Genomic DNA, 14191 nt, shown 5'->3' on the forward strand with positions numbered 1-14191 from the left:
TGCCTCGTTCTCCTCAGCGGCCAAGCAGCGCTCGGCGCAGGTGGACAGGGAAGACACGCTTGCGATACCAGGCCGAGGCGTACGCGTCGTCGGCCGGCGTCAGATGAGCGAGCTCGGCCCGCGCGGCCGCCTCGACCGTCTCCTCGGTCAGCGGCCGGCCCCGCAGAACCGCCTCGGCCGCGTGGGCCCGGACCACCCGATCGCTGACGCCGCCGAGCGCGATGGTCACCTCGCCGCTCGCTTCGTGGATCGTCGCCGCGACGGTGACCAGTGAGGCCGAGTTCCAGCGGCGGCGGGCCGCCTTGAGGTATTTGAAGGTCCCTTCTTCCGGGATGCGCACGGTGATGGCGGTGACGAGGCCCGGCCTGGTGAGCGGCAGCTCGCTCGCCCCCTCCCCGGCCAGCACGGCGCGGGCGCCCAGGGCGACCAGGGCGACGGCGAGGTCGCCGTGCGGCTGCCGGGCGAACAGGTTGCCGCCGACGGTGGCCAGGGTCCGCACCGGCACCGAGGCGATCGAGCGGACCACCGGGTTCAGAAAGGCCAGCCGCGGGTCGTGCTCGATCTGGGTCAGGGTCGTCATGGCGCCGATGGTCACGGTGTCGCCGCCGACGTGGACGCCGGTCAGGCCCGCCCGGCGCAGGCTCACCAGTTCGGTGGGTGGTGAAGCGTAGTCGTTGAGCCGCGGCATCAAGCTCGTGCCGCCGCCGATGATCGTCGCGCCCGCCGCGACCAGACTCACAGCCGCGGGCACGTCCTCGGGGACATGAACCTCAGTCAACATGCGAGATCCTTTTATCGATATCGATAATCCAACGTAACGATGACTGACTATGCTGGTCAAGAGAGTGCGCGACCTTGGGGAGGACGAGTTGGCGTCAAGGCCGACTTTGAGCGAGAGCATCCGGGACGGCCTGGTCGAGCTGATCGTCTCGGGCAAGCTCAAGTCCGGCGAACGCCTCATCGAAACCAGGATCGCCGCCGACTTCGGCACCAGCCAGGCCCCCGTCCGCGAGGCCCTGCGCGAGCTCGAAGGCCTGGGCCTCGTCGAGAGCCGGCCCCGGCGCGGCCGGCATGTGCTCCCCTTCGTCGAGCAGACCATCCGGGAGGCGTACGTCGTCCGCGCGGCCCTGGAGGAGACGGCGACCCGCCTGGCCATGCTGAACGGGAAGCTGCCCCTGCAGGACATGCGCGCCGACGTCGACGAGATGTACCGCTGCGCGCGGGCCGCCGACATTCGCGGCATCGGCCTGGCCAGCGCCCGCTTCCACCGCCGGGTCGTGCTGGCCGGCCGCAACTTCCTGCTCGAGCGGGCCTGGGAGGGCCTGCAGATCGAGGCCCGCACGGCCATCACCCTGGTCGTGGCCAACCCCGACCTCACCCACGTGGCCGACGAACACGCCACCCTGCTGGAGGTTTTGGAGTCGGGCGACGTGGAGGCCGCCTGCCTGCATGCCCGCTCCCACCAGTGGGCATACGCCGACCTCCCGCACGACATGCACGGCGCCGCCCGCGCGCTGCGCTTCCCCGTGGCGGATTGAGGACGGCTCAGGCCGCCCAGTCGCGCGGAGTCAGGAAGCGCTCGCGCATCCGGGCCTCTCCCCCGCCGCCGCCCGGCCGCTCGGCGTAATGTCCGGCCGAGGCCGAGGAGATGCGCGACCGGATCAGGCAGGTTCGGCGCGGCCTACCCGAGCCGGTTACCGCCGGCTTACGGACGCCGTTCACGCTTGCCTCGCCCGATCCGAAGTGAGCGGGGTGGTACCGGCTGGCGGGTAGTGGAGTTTGCAGGCTGGCGGTGATGCCGGGGCGGGCGGCGAGGACGACCGTGAGAGGTGACAGAGTCCTCCGAAACAGGGAGCGGTCCGATGACCGAGCATGTTCTTCCCACGGACGCTCGCGTGGCGTGGCGTGATGTGCCGGTGGCCCAGCGGGTGCTCAGCGTGCTGACCGCGGCGCTGCTCGGGGTCGACGCCTTCGTGCACCTGCACGACGCCGGGCGGTACGACCAGTTCCGGACGTCGGTGCTCAGCGAGGGCACGCTCTTCGAGGTCCAGGCCATCGTCGCCGTTCTGGCCGCCATCGCCCTGCTCCTGCGTCTGGGCGTGCTCACCTGTGCCGTCTCGCTGCTCGTGGCGGGCAGCGCCGCCGTCGCGGTGACGCTCTACACGTACGTCAATGTGGGTGCGCTCGGGCCCGTACCCAATCTTTACGAGAACACCTGGCATGGGCCGGGCAAGGTCGGTTCGGCGGTGGCCGAGACCATCGCCGCCCTGCTCGCCGTCGCCGGTCTGCTCCTGGCCGTCCGCGCCCGCCGGCGGCACAGCTAGTGGGCTTCGCCGGTGGCCAGGGCCAGCAGGGTCGGCCGTAGGGGCCGGCCGCTGACCGCGATCAGGTCGCCGGCGATCTGGACCGAGCGGGTGGCGGCCGGGTCCAGGGGGATCTTCCACCGCACCGAGCCGTCGTGGGCGACCGCGACGGCCCGGTCGTCGCCGAACGCGACGATCAGACGGCCGTCGTCCGCGCAGGCCAGCGCGCGCGTCTCCTCGCGCGGGCCGGGCACGGCGTCCACCTGCTGGAAGTCGGCGTCGAAGCGGTCGAGCCGGCCGTCGGCGCCGGCCAGCACCAGCAGTGACGTCGACCAGGTGCAGGCGCTGACCGGCCGGGCCGTGAGCCGGATCCACTCGCCCGGCTGCCGCCGGGGATGCCAGAGCCGGGCCCAACCGCTGTCGGTGATGACGACGACCTCGTCGCCGCGGTAGTGGGCGGCCAGGACCCGCCGGCCGCCGCTGACGTTGACCCGCCCGACGCAGGCGCCGCTGCGGACGTCCCACACCGAGGTGCCGCCGTTGGCGGTCATGCTGAAGACCCAGCGGCCGCCGGCCACCCAGCCCACGTGCCGGGGCCGTTCCGGCAGGGCGGCCCAGCTGGCGAACAGCTCCGGCGGGCGGTCGTCACGCAGCCACCACACGGCCCCCGAGCCGTCCGAGGACGTCGTCGCGAGCATGTCGACGACGGCCGGATTCCAGGCCGCGGCGACGATACCGCGGCCCTGGCGGAGCCGGCCGGCCGCCCGGGGGCGCGCCGGATCGGCGGTGTTCCACAGCGTCAACTCGCCACTGGGCGCGCTGACGGCGAGACGAGTGGCGTCCGGGCGAAACGCCATCGCCCCGTAGGGAGAATTCAACACTGAGGTGTCCCTGGTCTGCTGAGTGGCATTTCACCGAGCGCGAATTAATACCAGGGAGTACGCGCCGAACGTGTGCCAGCAAGCCGCCGCCACGGCAATGGAATGTGAACGAGTACACAAACATGCTTCTATACCGATTGGTGAAGTGCAAGAGGTGACCGAACAGCTCAGTCCTCGTGGCCGCAATTGAAGCGGGCCACACCGGCCGCCATCTTCAGGCCGCCGAGAATATGGGCGAGCAGCAGCGGGTCGTTGTAGTACTCGGCCTTGTGGCCCATGGCGGTATAGAAGGCCCGGCCACCGTCGTACGGCTGGCACCACGAAATGGGATGGTGGCGGCCCATGCCCGGCGAGCCCTCGGGCTCGCTGTAGCCGCGCGGGTCGTAAGTGCGCTCGTCGACCTCGGTCAGGACCCGTACGGTGTCGCGCGGGTTGGTCCGGAAGTTGTACCACTCCTCCTCGCGCACCCACTTGCGCGGCAGCGGCCTGGTGGCCGCCGTGTCGTGGCCGAGCACGTGCAGCGTGGCCGTCTGGAACTGCTCGTTGACGCCGCCCGGGTGGTCGCGGAAATAGGCGCCGACCAGGCCGCCGTACCAGGCCCAGTCGTATTCGGTGTCCGACGCGGCGTGGATGCCCGCGTAGCCGCCGCCGTGCCGGATGTAGCGCTCGAAGGCGGCCTGCTGGGCGTCGTCGAGCACGTCGCCGGTGGTGCTCAGCCACACCACGACGTCGTAGCGGGCCAGGTTCCGGTCGGTGAAGGCGGCCGCGTCCTCGGTGGCGTCGACCCGGAAGTGGTTGCGGGCGCCGAGCTGTTTGATCGCGGCCACCCCGGCCGGAATCGAATCGTGCCGGAACGCGGCGGTCTTGGAGAAGACCAGCGCGCTGAACCGGGTATGGCCGGTGCTCGCCGCCGCCGGACTGGCGAATCCGGCCACGACCAGCAGTGCCACCGCGAACCTGACCAGAAGTCTCATGACCCCTCCCGTCGTCGATCGAAGCCTATGACTTTCTGATGGACGAGGGAAGGCGCCGGGGACCGCCCTAGATCTGACAAATCAATTGCCACTGATCAGTCGTACGCTCGGGCGAAGAGGGACGAACGGGGGCTGAGATGATCGCCGAGATTGTGGTACGAGCGGTGGTCGCGACATCCATGCTGGTGGCCGCTCCGGCGCCGCCGGCCGACTGGAACGCGGCGGTGGAGAAGGTCATCCACGCCGACGTGACGCAGTCGGTGACGCTGCCCGGCGGGGACGTGCTGTGGGTCTTCGGCGACACGACCCGGGTCAACGGGGTGTCGACGGTCGGCCCGTACGGCTACCCGCACAGCGCGTTCGCCCGGCAGAAGGCGGGAACGCTGAGCTTCAGCGCGGTGCCGGGTCCTTACGGGTACGGGTGGCAGCAGGTGCCCAACTGGTCCGACGGCACCTACTTCTGGATGTCCACGCCGGTCGTCGACAACGGCACCCTGTACGTCCTCGGCGAGCGCATCCAGGGGGTGAACCCGTTCACCGTCGTCGGCACGTACGCCGCGGTCTTCGACGCCTCGACCCTGGCCTTCCAGCGGATCGTGCCGGTCCCGGCCGGCGCGACCGGCACGACGATGTGGGGCGGCGTCGCCCGCACGGCCACCGGCTGGTGGCTCACCGGCACCCACCCGGTGGCCGGGCGCTCGGTGGGCGACATGGCGTTCGTGCCGTTCGGCCGCCTGGCCGACGGCTCCCGGTGGACCGTCCACAACGACGTCATCCCGTCGTCCACGAACATCGGCGTGGCCCTGGCGCTGCGCCGGACCGCCACCGGCTGGACCATCTTCACCAAGCGCGGCGACGCGTACGCCGGCACCCAGATCGAGCGGCTGACGGCCCGCAGCGTCACCGGCACCTGGACGGTCACCGGCCTGTGGGACGCACCCAGCCCACCGGGCACGGTCACGTACGCGGTGGCGGCCCATCCCGAACAGCCCGCCCCGAGCGGCCAGATCCTGGTCTCGTACAACGTCAACGGCAACGAGCCCGACTACTACCCCCGGTTCCTGTACCTGCCCCTCTAGTGCGGATCGGGTGGTGGCCAGAGGACGTGATAGGCGTCTTCGGCGCCTGGAGCGCATCTTCGGCTGATGTCGATGAACACCGGGCCGTACGGCGATTCGACACGCCAATGTTCGAACTGGTCGAGCTCTTGGGCTGCGTAGCGTGTGAGCAGCGCGGCGAGTTGATGTATCTCCGCGTCGGTCATGCGATCTGCAGTGGCGTCCTCGGCGGCCATGTCGTCATCTTGCTGCATCAGCGTGACGCCGGGGCCAGGTGCGGGTCGCCGCCGTGGGCTTGTCGCCGGTGACCCATCGGCAGGGCAGTCCACCGGTCACCGCGGCCTCGATCAGCCGGCGTGCCAGCTGGGGTTCGGTGGCGAAGCCGAGGGTGCCGGGCGCGCCGGCTTCGGCGCGTCGTTCGGGGTCGTCGGTCCGGGATTTCGGCAGACAGAGGGCAACGTCGACCAGCAGAATCCCGTCGGGACGCCCGAGCCGTGCCGCCACGAGGGTGCGGACATCAGCGCGGACCAGTGCGTCGTTCCAGCCGGCCCGGCCGATGAGATCCGGCATCCCGCCTGGGCTGGGGTCACCGACGTGTTCCGCGATCGTCCAGCAGTTCTTGACCGGCAGCGGCGCGAGCAGCCCGACGACGAAGTCCGGGACCGGCGCCGCGGTTCAGGCCGGGCGAAGCGTGCCTCGATCGTGTCCATCAACTCGCCGAACAGCTCAGACCATGCTGGAGTACCAGACGCCGAAAGCCTTCACCTCCAGCAGGCCGACGAAGGTGACCTGGTTGTACTGGTCGGCGGCGGTCGGACAGCCGGTGGCCGAGGGGGCGTCGGCGTAGGCGGTGCCGGGCCAGTACGCGGGCAGGTCGATGCCCTGGCCGTCGGCGAAGAAGTAGACCTGGGCCGCGCGCAGGGTCCGCGTGGTCGGCCAGGTCAGCTCGGCCCACTGTTCACCTGGCCGGGCCCGAGGCGGCGACGTTCACCGGCCCGGCCGCGCCTCGCTGGTACAGCTTCAGCTCGGTCAGTCCGGTCTTCGCGCCTCCGGTCGGCTGGGCGAGGAGGAGGTGCAGCGGTGATGAATTCGGTGACGTCGAGCCGCACCGCGCCGCTTCCGGTGTGGACGCTGCGCGGGCTGTTCGGTGAAGGTGCCCGGGGAGGCTGTGATGGCGTACGCGTTCTGGCTGCTGATGTTGTCCTCATGGGCGGCGTTGCCGCCGAAGCCGATGACCGACGGATGGTGGGTGTACATGAACGCGGCCCGCCCGCGGGTCATGAGCCAGGTGCCGGCCGGCTCGATGCCGGTGCGGGCGAGAAGCCGGTCCGTCCAGAAATCGGTGCCGGACGCCTCGGCGTCGTCAATGGCCCGCATGGTGTCCCCGTTCGAATCACCCACGGGCGGCGCGGGAATCGAGCCGGTGCCACTGAAGACGGGACAACCGGCGATCTGTGCCGCCCGCGCGGGCGGCACAGATCGCCGGCAAGCAAAACCATTCCCATGCTGCACGCGATCAGGCGGCTTGACGGCGCTCAAATTCTCCCAGGGCGATACGGGTCCCGGTGGCCGCCTTGGCGCCCTGGGCGGTGACGTTCCGCGCGTCGGTCGAGGTGAGCACATGCCATTCGCGCATCGTGACCCCGTAGGCCGCGGCCGCCCACCTCCGTCCTGACATGTGCGCCTCCGTTCAGTAGCCGTAGCGGCTCTTGAGATGCCGCCACCAGTCGCGGAACATCCAGGCGTCGAACGCGGTGATCTGCGCGGCGCTGCCGGCCTTCATGAGGAAGCCGCCGACTCCGGTCGGGGTCCAGTCGTAGAAGTCGTCCAGGCCCCAGGTGTGGCCGATCTCGTGCAGCAGGATGTGGATGTCGGCCGTGTTCAGGTTGCCCATGAAGTACTCGCGGCCGACGCGCTGACCCCAGTCACCGCCGGCGCCGCCGCCGAAGCCGTCGGTCAGCCACAGCGACTGGTCGTAGTGGCGGGCGTAGCCGCCGGGGCAGTTCGGGTAGTTCCCGCTCTGGTTGAAGAAACGGCCGCACGGTACCGAACATTGCGGGGCGTTCTCCCGGATGTCGTTGACGTAGATGTCGACAGACGAGTCGGACCACTGCAGCTGCGAGCGGTTGCGCACGGCCCAGCCGACGACCCGGACCGGGACTTCCGCGTACGGCCAGCCGTTGTGCCCCGCCAGCTCGTCCATCCACTTCTTGTGCTGACGGGCGAGGGCGGCGTGGATCTGGTCGCGCTGGGCGGCGGTCACGGTGGCGGAGGAGTCCCACCGTACGCAGTAGTTGAGGTAACCGCGGTTGGCCATGACCTGGTCCCAGCCGTAGTTCCGGAAGCCGTACAGGTTGTCGTAGGTCTGCGCCTGGTGTTGCCAGACCTGGTTGAGCGGGGTGACCAGGGCGGCCGGCGGGCTCCACGTCGCGGGGGCCGCCAGGGCCGCCCCGGCGGGCAGCGTGACGACCGCCATCAGGGCGGCGATCAGCGTTCGGACGAGTCTCACGGAACCTCCATAGATTTAGACATGTCTATGCCGCTGTCCCACGATGAAGTGAGACTCCCCTACGAAAACGTTTTCGGCAAGATGTCCACTGTGTTACTCCAAAAGGAGCGACGCTGCTGGTAGCGTCGCCGCCACGACAGCGGGAGGCGACCGAAAGGCAGCGCATGGGGCGACGGAGATCCGAAGCGGTGACCCTGGCCGACGTGGCCCGCCGAGCCGGTTGTTCGATAGCCACCGCGTCGAAGGCGCTCAATTGCCGGGCCCAGGTCGCCGAGGCCACCCGGCAGCGGGTCCTGCAGGCGGCGACCGAGCTCGCGTTCCGCACGCCGAACCGTTCCCGGGCCATCGGGCTGCTCACCGACGAGCTCGGCGGCCGCTTCTCCATCCCGATCCTGCTCGGCGCCGAGAACGCGCTGGCCGGTGAGCGCATGTCGGTTCTGCTGTGTGACACCCACGGCGACGACGCCCGGCGGCGGCATTACGTGACGGCGCTGCTCGCCCGCCAGGTCGACGGTTTCATAGTGGTCGGCGACGACAACGACGTACGGCCGTCGCTGCCGCGCGACCTGCCGGTGCCGGTCGTGTACGCGTACGGGGAATCCGGTCATCCCGGCGACGTCTCGGTGATCGCCGACGACGGTGGCGGCGCCCGGCTCGCGGCCGGCCACCTGATCGGGCTGGGCCGTCGCCGGATCGCCCACATCACCGGGCCACGCCGCTACCGGGCCGCCCGCGAACGCGCCGCCGGCCTGGGCCAGGTCCTCGACGAGAACGGCCTCCCCCTGACCGGTGGCGAACCCCTCTACGGCGAGTGGTCCCAGCGCTGGGGCCGGCACGCGGCCCACCACCTGCTGGTCTCGCATCCGGACACGGACGCGGTGTTCTGCGGCAACGACCAGATCGCGGCGGGCGTCGCCCAGGCCCTGAGCGAGCTCGGCCGCCGCGTTCCCGACGACGTGGCCCTGGTCGGCTTCGACAACTGGACCGAGTTCGCCGCCGACTGCCGGCCGCCGCTCACCACGGTCGACCCGCGACTGCGAGAGCTGGGCGAGGCGGCCGTACGGCATCTGTTCGCGGCCCTGGACGGCCGGCCCTCCCGTGGGGTCGTCCGCGAGCCGTGCCGCCTGGTCGTTCGCGCCTCGACCATCTGACCGGGCCCGGCCAGGCGGGTCACCCCGAGTAGGGTGGCGCGGCGGTCCCTCGATCGGCACGAGCGGGCGGCCGCGATCGCCGCCCGCTACGTGAACTCTCGCGCCTCGGATGACGGATAACAGTCGTGGATGACGCAACTGTCCTGCTCCGGTCACGAGAACGGCCGGAAGAGTTCGCCGTGCTGTTCGACCGGCACGCCCCGTTCATACATCGCTACCTGGCCCGCCGCCTCGGCGACCAGCACGCCGACGACCTGGTGGCCGAGACGTTCCTGACCGCGTTCCGGCGCCGGGACAGGTTCAAGCCCGACCATCGGGACGCCCGGCCCTGGCTCTACGGCATCGCCACCAACCTGGTCGCCCAGCACCGCCGCGACGAGGTCCGCGAGCTGCGCCTGCATCGGGCGGTGACACCGGAGACCAGCGCCGGCTGTCACGCCGAGCAGGTCGCCACCGACGTCACCGCGGCCGCGCTGCGGGAGACACTCACCGCGGCCCTGGCCGGGCTGGCCGACGGCGACCGCGACGTGTTCCTGCTGATCGTGCAGGAGGAATTGACGTACGAGCAGGTCGCGGCGGCCCTGGAGATCCCGGTCGGCACCGTGCGCTCGCGCCTGCACCGGGCCCGTGGCCAACTGCGGGCCGCGCTGGGTGGCAGCAATCCCCTGCACCTCGTCGACAAGGAGGCCCACCATGGATGAGACCACCCTGACCAGGCAGCTCGGCGACGAGACGGCGCTGCCCTCCCCGGACCGGCTCGCCCCCGCCCGGGCCCGTCTGATGGCCGAGCTCACGGCCGCCTCGGCGCCGCCGGCGCGGCGTTCCGTCCGGCCGCGGCGTTCGTTCCGGCTGGCCGCGGCCGCCGTGGCGGCGGCGGTGGTCGGCGCCGGGGCCGTCGGCGCGGTCGTCCTGCGCGAACCGGACGCCCCGCCGGTGGCGATGGTGCCGGTGGCCGAGTTCCTGGACACGGCGGCCACCGTGGCCGCCCGGACCACCGATGTCGTGCCGCGCGGGGATCAGTACGTCTACCTCAAGACCGCCGAGCCGGGCGGGAAGTGGTTCGAGACCTGGAACTCCGTCGACGGTGAACACGACACCGTCGGGCAGTACTCGGACGGGCAGAAGGTCGTGCTGCCGGCCTGCGTCGACGGCATGGGCAAGAGCACTGACAGCTCGGGGAAGGTCAGCACGGCGCCGTGCGACGCCCAGCCGTCGTACCTGCCGGATCTGCCGACCGACCCGAAGGCCCTGATCGCCTGGCTGAACAAGCGCAACCCCGGCCCGGACGACAAGGGGGTGAACGTCAACGGTGTCGCCAAGGACATGTGGTCGCTCGCCGACGGCTACTGGCTGCGGCCGGCTCAGCGGGCCGCCCTCTACCGGGCGGTCGGCACGGTGGACGGCATCACCCTGGTCCCCTCGGTGAAGGACGCCGCCGGCCGGACCGGCACCGGCGTGGCCTGGGTGAGCCCCGGCCAGTCCGCCCCCGAAGTGATGTGGATCTTCGACGCGGAGACGCACGTCCTGCTCGGCAGTCCCGCCACCTCGGTGGTCACCCCACCGCACGTCGTCGACAAGGTCGGTCAGCGGCCCTGATTCCTATCTGACGGCGACCGCGACCCGCTCGCCGGGGAAGACCGGCAGGGACCGCCCGATCGGGCGCAGGTACCGCTCCTGGTAGTCCTCGGCTCCCAGGTCGGCCACGACCCGCAGGCCGTGGCCGGCCAGGAGGCGGGCCAGCTCCTCCGGGGCGTACGCGCTGCGCCAGCGCAGCCGCCGGGCCCAGGCGGCGTGCCGGGGGTCCTCGGCGACCGACCGCGGCATGTAGGTGAGCACGAAACGGCTGCTCTCGGGCAGGGTTCCGGCGTACGCGAAGACGGCCTCGGCGGCGGCCGGCGGCAGGTACATGGTGACCGCCTCGCAGAGCAGCAGCGCCGGCTGCGGATGGATCTCGGCCACCCCGTCCGGGAGCTGGGCGGCCAGGTCGATCGGCACGTACCGTACATGCGACGGCAGCCGGCCCAGCCGGCGCCGGACCGCTGCCTTCTTCGCCTCCTGCACGGCCGGCAGGTCGAGCTCCCAGATCTGCGCCGCCTTCATCTCGGCCAGACGGTAGGGCCGCGTGTCCATCCCCGCGCCGAGGATCACCACCTGGGTGATGCCGGTCGCCAGCGCCTCCCGGCAGGCGTCGTCGATGGCGCGGGTGCGGCACACGACCGCGCCGTAGAAGCCGGGGCCGGAGCGCTCCAGCAGGCGCAGGAAGGCGTCGCGCAGAAGGCGGTTGCCGGCGACGACGGCCGGCCAGCCACTGAGGAAAGGGCCGGCCAGGGGGTCGTCGAACAGCGGCGCGCGGGCGTGGGCCTCCAGCGCCCGCATCATGCCGGCGCCCGACGCTGTGCGCTCCACCCGACCGGCGGCCACAAATCCGACCCTAGCCCAAGGACTGGGCCCCGATCACCGACAGCAGCTGCAGTTTCTCGTGGCTCTCGCTGCCGGGGACGGCCGTGTAGACCAGAAGGGCGTGCGACTGGTCCGGGTCCACCAGGGACTGGCAGGTCAGCTCCAGGTCGCCGACCTCGGGGTGGACGAAACGCTTCGTGTGGCTGTAGCCGACACCGATCTCGTGCTCGTTCCAGACGGCGCGGAACTCCGCACTGCTCTCGAGCAGCAGATTCTGCAGATGGGCCGCGTACGAGCGGGGGCCGCGCAGGGTCACGACACGGCGCAGCCCGGAGGCGAAGACGCGGGAGTGCAACGGGTGGTCGTCGGGGTGATACAGGCGGCGGACCTCAGGGTCGGTGAACCAGCGGTAGCCGATGCTGCGCGCCGGACCCGTGTAACGGCTCGCGTCGCCGGTCAGGGCCACGCCGAGCGGGGTCTGGCGCAGGGTCTGGCCGAGCTCGGTGACCACCTCGGCCGGGGTGTCGGTGAGCCGGTCGAGGATGCGCAGCACGCCGGGGCTGATGTGCTCGCCGCCGCCGCGGGTGGGCGGGTTGTGGCCGGCCAGCCGGAACAGGTGGTCGCGCTCGTCCAGGGACAGGTGCAGTCCCTGGGCGATCGAGGCGATCATCTGCTCGGACGGCTGGGGGCCGCGCTCGCGCTCGATCCGGCTGTAGTAGTCGGCGGAGATGTGGCACAGGATCGCCACCTCCTCGCGGCGCAGCCCGGCCGTGCGGCGGCGCCGGCCGCGGGGCAGGCCCACGTCCTGCGGTTGCAGCGACTCCCGGCGGTGGCGGAGGAACTCGGCGAGCCCGGCTCGATCGATCACGCCTTCAGTTCTACCGCCACCGGCGGCGCTCAGCCTGGGATCGTCAGGCCGTGGATAAGCGCGCGGCGTCCCGGCAACCTCGGTCTCACCACGACGTCGAGTGACAGGGAGTCACGACATGGCACGCGAGCAAGCCGACATCGCCGTACCCGATCTGAGCGGAAAGCTGGCCCTGGTGACCGGCGCGAGCGACGGCGTCGGCCTGGGCCTGGCGACGCGCCTGGCGGCGGCCGGGGCCGAGGTGCTTCTGCCGGTACGGAATTCCCGCAAGGGCGAGGCGGCGATCGCGCGGATCCGGCGTGAGCACCCACGGGCCGTACTCACGCTGCGGGACCTCGACCTGTCGTCGCTGAAGTCGGTGGCCGCGCTGAGCGCCGAGCTGACCGCCGAGGGCCGGCCGATCCACATTCTCGTCGGCAACGCCGGGGTGATGACCCCGCCCGAGCGGCAGACCACGGCCGACGGGTTCGAGCTGCAGTTCGGCACCAACCACCTGGGCCACGTCGCCCTGATCACCCGGCTGCTGCCGCTGCTGCGGGCCGGGCAGGCCCGCGTCACCTCGCAGCTCAGCCTGGCCGCGAACGCGAACGCCGTCAACTGGGACGACCTGAACTGGGAGAACTCCTACAACGGCGCGCGTGCGTACAGTCAATCGAAGATCGCCTTTGGCCTGTGGGGTCTCGAACTGGACCGGCGGAGCCGGGCCGGCGGCTGGGGCATCACCAGCAACCTCGCGCACCCCGGCATCGCCGCCACCAACCTGCTCCAGGCCCGGCCCGAGGTGGGACGGCCGCGACCCACCCTGGGCGGGCGGCTGGTCCGGGCGCTGGGGCGGCGCGGCATCCTGATCGGCACGCCCGAGAGTGCCGCCCTTCCCGCCCTCTACGCCGCCACGTCACCCCAGGCCCAGGGCGGTTTGATGTACGGGCCCAGCGGCTTCCTGCATCTGTCCGGCGCGCCCGCCGAGCAGCCCCTGTACTCGCGGTTGCGCAGCGCGGACGAGGCGCGGCGGGTGTGGGAGGTGTCCGAGGAGCTCACCCACGACCTCACCCGCGATTGAGCGCGACGATCTTGTCGATCAGGCCGCTGCCCGGGAAATCGAGCATCACCATGCCCGTCCGCGCCGGTGCGGTCTGATTGAGGTAGCCGAGCAGGAACGGGTTGACGCCCTGCACGCCGAACGCGCCCCCGGCCACCTGCTGCGGCTGGGCGAAAAGGCTGGAACCGCTGGCGAAATTGACGTACATGAGCGACGGGTCGGCGGCCCGGGTGGCGTCGAGGAAGCGGCGCACCTGGTCGCATTTGGTGGCGATGGCGCCGACGTTGGGCACGGTGTACTCGTCCTGCACGTAGGCGGAGGAGCCGTCGTCCCAGCCGGCGAACTGGGCCAGCCCATAGCGGTCCACCGGCCCGCCGCGCGGCCCGTTCACCACGGCCAGGACGACGCGGCCGCGGACCGCGCCGAGGGCCGGTGTCGCCGCTCCGGCCGACCGGCTCACGGACGGCGCCCAGAACAGGTTCGGGTAGCGGGCGACGTACGCGTCGAAGATGTCGGCGAAGCCGCGCTGACCCGAGACGTCGGTGCACGAGCCGAGCTCGCCGGTGCACTCCTGCTTGAGCCGCAGGACGACGGTCTCGCGCGGATGGGCGGCCAGGAAGTCGGCGAGCGTCGTCAGGACGTCGTCGAAGTTGGCGTTCTGGTAAGTCGCGCCGTGGTGGATGGTGAAGGTGTCGCCGCCGTTGACCCGGGCCCGGATGTCGGCCACGCGGATGCCGGCGGTGAGCTGCCGGGCCAGCGTGCCACCGCTGTCACCGAAGTTCTCCTGGGTCTGGGTCAGGACGCCGCCGTGGATCGACATGGTCTCGTGCGTCCCGGGCAACGAGAGCGCGGCCAGACTGGTGCTGTCGGCCAGCGACGCCATCCAGTCGGGGTTGCTCGCCGCCCCGAGCGTGCGGTACGAGGCGTCGGCCGCGAACGCCGGTTCCGGGGCGACGAGCAGAGCGGCAAGAACAACGAAGCCGGCGACGAGTCGTCTCATGAAAAGAA

The 14191-nt window shown here is 71.3% G+C and carries 19 protein-coding genes; 7 read left to right on the top strand and 12 right to left on the bottom strand.

Annotated features, from left to right (window positions below; translation table 11 throughout):
• Positions 1–13: 13 nt before the first annotated feature.
• Complete coding sequence (locus tag AB0C26_RS31625; RefSeq protein ID WP_360254935.1) at positions 14–781, bottom strand: FAD binding domain-containing protein; 768 nt, start codon at positions 779–781, stop codon at positions 14–16.
• A gap of 49 nt (positions 782–830) precedes the next feature.
• On the opposite strand from AB0C26_RS31625, the gene AB0C26_RS31630 reads away from it, so the two are divergent.
• Positions 831–1538 carry a GntR family transcriptional regulator gene (locus AB0C26_RS31630; protein ID WP_360254937.1) on the top strand — a complete coding sequence of 236 codons (708 nt, stop codon included), beginning with the start codon at positions 831–833 and terminating at the stop codon, positions 1536–1538.
• A 7-nt stretch (positions 1539–1545) separates the two neighbouring features.
• Here the strand turns inward: AB0C26_RS31630 and AB0C26_RS31635 are convergent, their stop codons facing one another.
• Positions 1546–1722: a hypothetical protein gene (locus AB0C26_RS31635; protein ID WP_360254939.1), complete on the bottom strand. Its 177-nt coding sequence runs from the start codon at positions 1720–1722 to the stop codon at positions 1546–1548.
• 140 nt (positions 1723–1862) lie between these two features.
• On the opposite strand from AB0C26_RS31635, the gene AB0C26_RS31640 reads away from it, so the two are divergent.
• Positions 1863–2324 carry a hypothetical protein gene (locus AB0C26_RS31640; protein ID WP_360254941.1) on the top strand — a complete coding sequence of 154 codons (462 nt, stop codon included), beginning with the start codon at positions 1863–1865 and terminating at the stop codon, positions 2322–2324.
• On the opposite strand, the gene AB0C26_RS31645 is transcribed toward AB0C26_RS31640, so the two are convergent.
• Entirely contained in the window at positions 2321–3184 is an 864-nt protein-coding gene (locus tag AB0C26_RS31645; RefSeq protein WP_360254943.1) for a WD40 repeat domain-containing protein, read from the bottom strand. The two genes, AB0C26_RS31640 and AB0C26_RS31645, sit on opposite strands and share 4 nt — an antisense overlap.
• Before the next feature lie 167 nt (positions 3185–3351).
• Complete coding sequence (locus AB0C26_RS31650) at positions 3352–4158, bottom strand: ThuA domain-containing protein (RefSeq protein ID WP_360254945.1); 807 nt, start codon at positions 4156–4158, stop codon at positions 3352–3354.
• Between the two features lie 137 nt (positions 4159–4295).
• Between AB0C26_RS31650 and AB0C26_RS31655 the strand changes: the two genes are divergently transcribed.
• Positions 4296–5237 carry a hypothetical protein gene (locus tag AB0C26_RS31655; protein ID WP_360254947.1) on the top strand — a complete coding sequence of 314 codons (942 nt, stop codon included), beginning with the start codon at positions 4296–4298 and terminating at the stop codon, positions 5235–5237.
• On the opposite strand, the gene AB0C26_RS31660 is transcribed toward AB0C26_RS31655, so the two are convergent.
• From AB0C26_RS31660 to AB0C26_RS31680, 5 genes are all read right to left on the bottom strand, one after another.
• On the bottom strand, positions 5234–5452 hold the full coding sequence (locus tag AB0C26_RS31660) for a hypothetical protein (protein WP_360254949.1): 219 nt from the start codon (positions 5450–5452) through the stop codon (positions 5234–5236). The two genes, AB0C26_RS31655 and AB0C26_RS31660, sit on opposite strands and share 4 nt — an antisense overlap.
• Positions 5453–5456: 4 nt before the next feature.
• On the bottom strand, positions 5457–5786 hold the full coding sequence (locus tag AB0C26_RS31665; RefSeq protein WP_360254951.1) for a transposase: 330 nt from the start codon (positions 5784–5786) through the stop codon (positions 5457–5459).
• 459 nt (positions 5787–6245) lie between these two features.
• A complete protein-coding gene (locus AB0C26_RS31670) occupies positions 6246–6593 on the bottom strand; it encodes a hypothetical protein (protein ID WP_360254953.1) in 348 nt (115 codons plus the stop codon).
• Between the two features lie 139 nt (positions 6594–6732).
• Positions 6733–6894, bottom strand: coding sequence for a hypothetical protein (locus AB0C26_RS31675; protein ID WP_360254955.1), 162 nt, complete (start codon positions 6892–6894; stop codon positions 6733–6735).
• Between the two features lie 12 nt (positions 6895–6906).
• Complete coding sequence (locus tag AB0C26_RS31680) at positions 6907–7725, bottom strand: hypothetical protein (RefSeq protein WP_360254957.1); 819 nt, start codon at positions 7723–7725, stop codon at positions 6907–6909.
• A 164-nt stretch (positions 7726–7889) separates the two neighbouring features.
• Here AB0C26_RS31680 and AB0C26_RS31685 point away from each other — a divergent pair, with 164 nt between their 5' ends.
• From AB0C26_RS31685 to AB0C26_RS31695, 3 genes are all read left to right on the top strand, one after another.
• Positions 7890–8876: a LacI family DNA-binding transcriptional regulator gene (locus AB0C26_RS31685; protein WP_360254959.1), complete on the top strand. Its 987-nt coding sequence runs from the start codon at positions 7890–7892 to the stop codon at positions 8874–8876.
• A gap of 125 nt (positions 8877–9001) precedes the next feature.
• Complete coding sequence (locus AB0C26_RS31690) at positions 9002–9577, top strand: RNA polymerase sigma factor (RefSeq protein WP_360254961.1); 576 nt, start codon at positions 9002–9004, stop codon at positions 9575–9577.
• On the top strand, positions 9570–10472 hold the full coding sequence (locus AB0C26_RS31695) for a CU044_5270 family protein (RefSeq protein ID WP_360254963.1): 903 nt from the start codon (positions 9570–9572) through the stop codon (positions 10470–10472). The genes AB0C26_RS31690 and AB0C26_RS31695 overlap by 8 nt, the downstream gene beginning before the upstream one ends.
• Positions 10473–10475: 3 nt before the next feature.
• Here the strand turns inward: AB0C26_RS31695 and AB0C26_RS31700 are convergent, their stop codons facing one another.
• The gene (locus AB0C26_RS31700; protein ID WP_360254965.1) at positions 10476–11297 is read right to left on the bottom strand and encodes an SAM-dependent methyltransferase; all 822 of its coding nucleotides are present in this window, start codon (positions 11295–11297) and stop codon (positions 10476–10478) included.
• 10 nt (positions 11298–11307) lie between these two features.
• Positions 11308–12141 (bottom strand): helix-turn-helix transcriptional regulator, encoded by an 834-nt coding sequence (locus AB0C26_RS31705; protein WP_360255495.1) that lies wholly within the window; start codon positions 12139–12141, stop codon positions 11308–11310.
• A gap of 121 nt (positions 12142–12262) precedes the next feature.
• Here AB0C26_RS31705 and AB0C26_RS31710 point away from each other — a divergent pair, with 121 nt between their 5' ends.
• A complete protein-coding gene (locus AB0C26_RS31710) occupies positions 12263–13204 on the top strand; it encodes an SDR family oxidoreductase (protein ID WP_360254967.1) in 942 nt (313 codons plus the stop codon).
• On the opposite strand, the gene AB0C26_RS31715 is transcribed toward AB0C26_RS31710, so the two are convergent.
• Positions 13191–14183, bottom strand: a complete 993-nt coding sequence (locus tag AB0C26_RS31715) for a phosphatidylinositol-specific phospholipase C (protein WP_360254969.1) — start codon at positions 14181–14183, stop codon at positions 13191–13193. The genes AB0C26_RS31710 and AB0C26_RS31715 overlap by 14 nt on opposite strands.
• Positions 14184–14191 lie beyond the last annotated feature (8 nt).

Origin of the sequence: Actinoplanes sp. NPDC048796, assembly GCF_040650035.1 — a bacterium.
GTDB lineage: Bacteria > Actinomycetota > Actinomycetes > Mycobacteriales > Micromonosporaceae > Actinoplanes.

What these genes read in the sequence shown, in the direction of transcription:
- AB0C26_RS31625 (WP_360254935.1), bottom strand. Translation starts at nt 781, where the DNA reads ATGTTGACTGAGGTTCATGTCCCCGAGGACGTGCCCGCGGCTGTGAGT.
- AB0C26_RS31630 (WP_360254937.1), top strand. Translation starts at nt 831, where the DNA reads ATGCTGGTCAAGAGAGTGCGCGACCTTGGGGAGGACGAGTTGGCGTCA.
- AB0C26_RS31640 (WP_360254941.1), top strand. Translation starts at nt 1,863, where the DNA reads ATGACCGAGCATGTTCTTCCCACGGACGCTCGCGTGGCGTGGCGTGAT.
- AB0C26_RS31650 (WP_360254945.1), bottom strand. Translation starts at nt 4,158, where the DNA reads ATGAGACTTCTGGTCAGGTTCGCGGTGGCACTGCTGGTCGTGGCCGGA.
- AB0C26_RS31655 (WP_360254947.1), top strand. Translation starts at nt 4,296, where the DNA reads ATGATCGCCGAGATTGTGGTACGAGCGGTGGTCGCGACATCCATGCTG.
- AB0C26_RS31660 (WP_360254949.1), bottom strand. Translation starts at nt 5,452, where the DNA reads ATGGCCGCCGAGGACGCCACTGCAGATCGCATGACCGACGCGGAGATA.
- AB0C26_RS31665 (WP_360254951.1), bottom strand. Translation starts at nt 5,786, where the DNA reads ATGCCGGATCTCATCGGCCGGGCCGGCTGGAACGACGCACTGGTCCGC.
- AB0C26_RS31670 (WP_360254953.1), bottom strand. Translation starts at nt 6,593, where the DNA reads ATGCGGGCCATTGACGACGCCGAGGCGTCCGGCACCGATTTCTGGACG.
- AB0C26_RS31675 (WP_360254955.1), bottom strand. Translation starts at nt 6,894, where the DNA reads ATGTCAGGACGGAGGTGGGCGGCCGCGGCCTACGGGGTCACGATGCGC.
- AB0C26_RS31685 (WP_360254959.1), top strand. Translation starts at nt 7,890, where the DNA reads ATGGGGCGACGGAGATCCGAAGCGGTGACCCTGGCCGACGTGGCCCGC.
- AB0C26_RS31695 (WP_360254963.1), top strand. Translation starts at nt 9,570, where the DNA reads ATGGATGAGACCACCCTGACCAGGCAGCTCGGCGACGAGACGGCGCTG.
- AB0C26_RS31710 (WP_360254967.1), top strand. Translation starts at nt 12,263, where the DNA reads ATGGCACGCGAGCAAGCCGACATCGCCGTACCCGATCTGAGCGGAAAG.
- AB0C26_RS31715 (WP_360254969.1), bottom strand. Translation starts at nt 14,183, where the DNA reads ATGAGACGACTCGTCGCCGGCTTCGTTGTTCTTGCCGCTCTGCTCGTC.